Below are 6,085 nucleotides of genomic sequence, written 5' to 3' on the forward strand. Positions count from 1 at the left end.
TCCGGCGTGATCGTCTCGCCCGCCTTCAGGTCTCGCACGAAATAAAGGGATCGACGGAACTGGGCGTTGCCCTGCTCGCTCGATTTGCGACCATAATTGACGTGCCCCAGAGCCGCCCAGGCGGTTCGCGCGCCGGTGCAAAGCTGCGCCATTTCGGGCGGTTCCAGCGAGAAGCTGTCATCGGGACCGCCGCCCCCACGATTGAGGGTGAAGTGCTTTTCGATGATCGACGCGCCAAGCGCCACGCTGGCGATGGCGGTCGTGTTGTCGAGCGTGTGGTCCGACAGCCCCGTCACCAATCCGTGGCGCGCCATCATGTCCGGAATGGTTCGCAGGTTATAATCGCCCGGGGGCGCGGGATAGCCGCTGACGCAGTGCAGAAGCGCCAGTTCCCGGCATCCGCCCGAACGCGCCGCGTCAACCGCCTCGGCAATCTCCTCGGCATCGGCCATGCCGGTCGAAATAATCATCGGCTTTCCGGTGCCGGCGACATAGCGGATCAACGGCAGGTCGACGGCTTCGAACGATGCGATCTTGTATGCTGGGGCGCCCAGATCCTCGAGCAGGTCGACTGCGGTGCTATCGAATGGCGAGCTGAAAATCGTGATGTCCAGCGCGCGGGCGCGCTCGAAGAGCGGCTTGTGCCATTCCCAGGGCATATGCGCTTCTTCGTAAAGCTCATACAGGGTCCGCCCATCCCACAAGCCGCCGGTAATCCGGAAATCATCGGCGTCGCTGTCGAGCGTGATGGTGTCGGGGCGATAGGTCTGCAGCTTCACCGCATCCGCGCCGGCGTCCTTTGCCGCGTCGATGATCGCCAGCGCGGTGTCGATGCTGCCATTGTGGTTGGCCGACAGCTCGGCAATGACATAGGGCGGATGTTCCGGCCCGATCGGCCGGCCAGCGATCGTGATCTCAGTCACATTATTCTCCATGTCCGGCCTGCCATTCACGGCGCAAAAGCCCGAAGCAGACCAAAGCGTGATAGCGTCCATCTATCCGTCGCTGATCGCGAAGGACACCCTCCTGCGTGAAGCCGATCCTCTGGTGGAACCTGATCGACGCAGCATTGTCGGCGATGGCCTGTCCACAGATCTTGTGCAGGCCAAGCTTTTCGAACGCATATTCGATGGCGGCATTACCAAGCCTGCGGCCGCTACCCTTGGGCGCATCCGGACAGGCATAGAAACCCCAGTCCGAAATGCCGCCGGCGGCAACGGCGTTGAACTGCACATAACCAAGCGGTCGTTCGTGATCCTCGACAATCAGCAGCCGCCGCGCCGGATCCTGGCTTGCAACGGCATACCAGGCGCGGTGTTCGTCGAGACCGATTTCATGCTGCGTGAACATGAAACGGCGCACATCGGGATGATTTCGCCACGCAAGAACCATGGGCAGGTCCATTTCGGTGACGCAGCGGACATGAGCGGGGACAATCAAAGCGAGCACATCCGTTCAGCCAGGATCTTGACCCCTTGCCCCGATGTCACAGCGGCCGCCGCCGGGATCATTCGCGCCAGCAGGCTGGCCGCACAATCTTCGTCAAAGTGACGCCGCATGGTCCGGGCAATGTCATCCGCGCGGGTCATGGCAATGACAGCCCCCGCCATTTCCAGCGATTGCGACATCTCGTGCTGGTTCTGTGCAAGCGACAGGGTGAATGCGGGCAAGCCCAGACAGCATCGTTCCCATGAAGTGCCGCCCGCCGCACCGATCGCCAGATCGCTCTCGCTCATCAACCGCGCCATGTCGCTCACCCCGACCAGCAACTGTGTCGGCATCCGCCTTTGCGCCACCTGGTGACGCACTTGCGCCAGCCACGGGGCATGGGGACCCATCACCACTGTAACGGCGATGTCCGCATCGGCGAAACAGGTATCGAGCGCGTCCAGGACGCGCCCCGTGGCATTGTCCTTGTCGACCCCGCCCATCGTGACCAGCAACCGGCGAAGTCGGGGATGTTCCCGGCGGCGCAGGCTGTCGACGCGGGCGGCGGCGAATTCGGGCCGCAACAATGCGTGCTGCGGCCCAAGAAGCAGCTGCGCGTGGTCGGGCACCAGTTCCCGATAGGCTCCCTGCGTTCGCCCCAGCGTCGGATCGAGCAGCAGGTCGCAATCATGCGGGCGATCGGCGAGATCGTCCATCACCAACACACGCCGGACGGACGAGCGAAGCACCCGCTCCCAACGCGCGTCGATTGCATAGTGGTCGACCACCAGCCAGTCGGCGCCGGCCGGCCCCAGCAATTCCCTGGTGGCGACGGCGTCCTCGTGCCAGCCTGATCCGAGCCACGCCGCATGTGCCGGATCGCCGACGCCAGAGGGTGCGGATGCGGCCGGCGGCAATTCGGCAACCCGGTGGCCGCGAGCTTCGATGAGCTCGATCAGATGCCCGTCATGCGCGCGGCACAGGAACAGGCACGCCGCACCGCCCGCGCGCAATGCATCGGCAAGCGTCAGGCAGCGCATGACATGCCCGGTGCCGATCTCGATCGAAGCATCGGTTCGGAATGCAATCCGCTTTCCAGCGAGCGCATCCGCCGACGTCATTCGGATTGCCCTAACGCTGCGAACATCAGTTCGGCGCGCACCCAGTCCTCAAGGGTATCGATATCCTGGACACGGTGCCGGGGCAGGATCACCGGCGCCCCGCCCCGCCCGAAAATGGGCCGGTTCTCGATCCAGGCCTGCGACCGGCCCCAATAGAACTGGCCCGCATCATGCCATGCTTCTTCCAGATCCTGCGAACGCGTGGCCGCATGTTCGGGCTGGAACATCGCCGCACGCCCATCATCGCCGATGCGGATCGCCCGCTGGATCGGAAAGGCGTAGCTCGTGACCGAAAATGCGAAGTCCGCTCCCGTCTCCGTCAGGATTGCCAGACCACGTTCAAGATCGGACGCCTGCAGAAACGGCGCGGTGGCATAGATGCAGCAGAGCATGTCGGCCGCCTGCCCTTCTGCCGCCAGCCAATTGGCGGCATGGGCGATGACCGGCCCCGTGCCGCAATGATCGTTCGCAAGCTCCGCAGGACGCCGAAAGGGCGCCTCGGCACCATGTTCGACGGCAATGCGCGCAATCGCATCGTCATCGGTGCTGACGATGATCCGGTCGAAACATCCGCTGTCACGCGCGGCGTGCAGCGACCAGGCGATCATCGGGAGCCCGTGGAAGGGTCGAAGATTCTTGCCCGGTATCCGCTTGCTGCCGCCACGCGCCGGAATGACGGCGACCTTCACCCCGAAATCGCTTCGCGCAGGACCGCTGTGACCAGATCCTGGTCGGCATCGGTAAGGGAGGGGTGCATCGGGATGCTGATCGCTTCGCGATAATATTGCTCGGATTGCGGATAATCGCCATCCGCAAAGCCGAACTGCCGGTAATAAGGCTGGGTGTGAACCGGGATATAATGGAGGTTCACCATGATATCGCGGGCACGCAGATGCTCGAATACCTCGCGGTGCGACCGGGTCATCCGATCGAGCTGGAGACGGATCACATAAAGATGATAGGCCGAATAGCTGTCGGGATGCTGCCAGGGCAATGTGACCGGCAGATCGGCAAGCAATGACGCATAGCGATCGGCAATGGCGTGCCGGCGTTCAACAAATTCACGCAACCGCTTCATCTGGCTGATACCCAATGCGGCCTGGATATCGGTCATGCGGTAGTTATAGCCCAGCATGACCTGCTGATAATACCACGGCCCTTCCATCGGCCCGGTCATCAGCCTGGGATCACGGGTGATACCGTGACTACGCAGCAACTGCAGCCGTGTCGCCAGCTCGTCGTCATTGGTCGTCGCCATCCCGCCTTCGGCGGTCGTGATGATCTTGACCGGATGAAAGCTGAAAACGGTGATGTCGCTGTAACGGCAATTGCCGATCGGCTCGTCGCGATAGGCACCGCCAATCGCATGAGACGCATCCTCGATGATCCGGAAGCCGAAGCGCGTGCCCAGCGCGTGGATGGCGGCCATGTCGCATGGCTGGCCCGTCAGGTGCACGGGAACGACGACTTTGGGAAGCCGGCCGGCGCGCTGCGCGTCGATCAGCTTGGCCTCGAGCGCCACCGGACACAGGTTATAGGTTTGCGGGTCGATATCGACGAAATCCACCTGTGCGCCGCAATAAAGCGCGCAATTGGCGGACGCGACAAAGGTGTTCGGCGTCGTCCACAGCCAATCGCCAGGACCAAGGTCCAGCGCCATGCAGGCAATATGCAATGCCGATGTCGCGCTGTTGACGGCGACCGCACGGCGCGCGTCAACGGCCCCGGCGACTTCGCGTTCAAATGTTTCGATTGTCGGTCCCTGCGTCAGATTGACCGATTTGAGAACGGCAACGACAGCGTCGATGTCGTCCTGGTTGATGTCTTGCTGGCCGTAGCGGATCATGCGTTCAAACCACTTTCAACTTTAAGGTCATAAGCCTGCAGGCGGTGAGCGCGGGCGCACGACCAATAGGCCAGGGATTTCCACAACAGGACTGCCACCATCGCGATTGTCACCCCGATCGGCACCGCATAGGCACGGGACAGCGGGATGGTCGCCAGCGTGGCGCCGATGAATATCAACAACGCGCTGATGTGACTCAATACCAGCGTGCGATCATGTCCCAGCGCATAAAGGGCATAATGCGGCACCATGCCGATCGAATAGGCAATGATCCCTGACAGCACCCAATAATAGATGCCCATCGATGCCAGATAGACAGGCTGTCCGATCCATTCGAGGAGATATGGCAGCAATATCAAACTGATGATCGAAAATGCGACGGACACCGCAACGACCTGAATGACCGCGATCCGAACCTTGCGGTGCAGCGCTTCATGTTCGCCCTGATGGGCGTGGGCGACCATTTCCGGATATCGAAAGGACAGGATGGCGGCGTCCAGAAAAACCGTCAGCGCGCTCGCCACACCGAAGAACAGGACATAGGCGCCCACGGTTTCGATCCCGGCCAGGCTTTCCAGCCAATAGCGATCGACGGTCTGGATCGCCCGAACCGAAAGCGTCGCGACGAGAAAGGCGCCGCTTACCATCACACCCTTGCGGAGCCAGGCCCAATCGACCGGTGCGCGCCATCCCCCCATGCCAAGCCGATATAATTGCCACAGGCCGATGGCCCCGGCCACTGCGCCCGATGCGGCCCATAACGCCATCACAAAGTCGAGATTCCGGCTTTGCGCGTCCACCGTCATCAGGATCGCCGCAGCAATCGCCCAGCTGCCTTGTCGCACGAACAGCAACAGGCTGGCCGTCAGTTGCCGCGACAGGATAATCAGAAGGCGGTAGAGTTCCTGATTGAGATGCTCGAGGACGAGGATCGGGACGAACCACCATAACAGGCCTTCAGGCAATCCGGCGGATGGCAGCACGATCACCGCGACCGGAATCAGCACGCAATAGAGCAGTCCGACCAGCGTCGCCTGGCTCTTCAGCAATTGTCCACGACGGCTGACATCGATCTTCGTGATCTCTCGGGACGTATAGACGTAAAGATCAAGCCCGACGCACAACAGCGCATAGCCCGTCGCGGCCGTGAACAGCCCGTAATAGCCGAGCGATGCTGCATCGAGATAGCGCGCGAGCAGGAACACAAGCGCGAACCGCGTGGCCAGCGTGCCCATCCGCAGTCCGACGTTTAAAAGAGGCGCGATCCGCCTGACCATCAACGATCAATCTGTGCAGGATACGCACGCATGGCGACCGCGCGCATGTGAACATGGACGCAGGCCATTCAGCGAGCGCCGAAACCCGTCATCATCGTCCGGATCGTGCGCCCCACGATGATGAGGTCAATCCAGAGCGAGAACTGCTTTATGTAGTAGAAATCATAATGCAGCTTTTCGGTCACTTCATCGACATTGGCGACATGCCCTTGATGGACCTGCGCCCAGCCCGTGATTCCGGGACGGACGATATGGCGATAGCGGTAAAAGGGAATTTTGCTTTCATACCATTGCGACAGAACGCTGGCTTCGGGACGCGGGCCGATCCACGACATCTCGCCCTTGAGCACGTTGATGAGCTGCGGCAGCTCATCGATCCGGCTCTGGCGCAGGAAACGTCCGATCCGCGTGAC

7 protein-coding genes are annotated in these 6,085 nt (G+C 61.7%); all 7 read right to left on the bottom strand.

Features of this window, described 5'->3' with window-relative positions:
- On the bottom strand, positions 1–923 hold a 923-nt coding region (pseI, locus tag VL973_RS04135), incomplete at its 3' end, for a pseudaminic acid synthase (protein WP_325282762.1).
- 1 nt (position 924) lies between these two features.
- The gene (pseH, locus tag VL973_RS04140) at positions 925–1,449 is read right to left on the bottom strand and encodes a UDP-4-amino-4,6-dideoxy-N-acetyl-beta-L-altrosamine N-acetyltransferase (RefSeq protein WP_325282763.1); all 525 of its coding nucleotides are present in this window, start codon (positions 1,447–1,449) and stop codon (positions 925–927) included.
- Entirely contained in the window at positions 1,437–2,549 is a 1,113-nt protein-coding gene (pseG, locus tag VL973_RS04145) for a UDP-2,4-diacetamido-2,4,6-trideoxy-beta-L-altropyranose hydrolase (RefSeq protein ID WP_325282764.1), read from the bottom strand. The genes pseH and pseG overlap by 13 nt, the downstream gene beginning before the upstream one ends.
- Complete coding sequence (pseF, locus tag VL973_RS04150) at positions 2,546–3,238, bottom strand: pseudaminic acid cytidylyltransferase (RefSeq protein WP_325282765.1); 693 nt, start codon at positions 3,236–3,238, stop codon at positions 2,546–2,548. The genes pseG and pseF overlap by 4 nt, the downstream gene beginning before the upstream one ends.
- A complete protein-coding gene (gene pseC, locus VL973_RS04155) occupies positions 3,235–4,395 on the bottom strand; it encodes a UDP-4-amino-4,6-dideoxy-N-acetyl-beta-L-altrosamine transaminase (RefSeq protein WP_325282766.1) in 1,161 nt (386 codons plus the stop codon). The genes pseF and pseC overlap by 4 nt, the downstream gene beginning before the upstream one ends.
- Complete coding sequence (locus VL973_RS04160; RefSeq protein ID WP_325282767.1) at positions 4,392–5,672, bottom strand: lipopolysaccharide biosynthesis protein; 1,281 nt, start codon at positions 5,670–5,672, stop codon at positions 4,392–4,394. Before VL973_RS04160 ends, pseC begins: the two co-directional genes overlap by 4 nt.
- A 68-nt stretch (positions 5,673–5,740) precedes the next feature.
- Positions 5,741–6,085 (bottom strand): sugar transferase (locus tag VL973_RS04165; protein ID WP_325282768.1); only part of this gene is annotated, 345 nt, incomplete at its 5' end.

The organism is Sphingomonas sp., from assembly GCF_035490575.1.
Taxonomy (GTDB): Bacteria; Pseudomonadota; Alphaproteobacteria; order Sphingomonadales; family Sphingomonadaceae; genus Sphingomonas.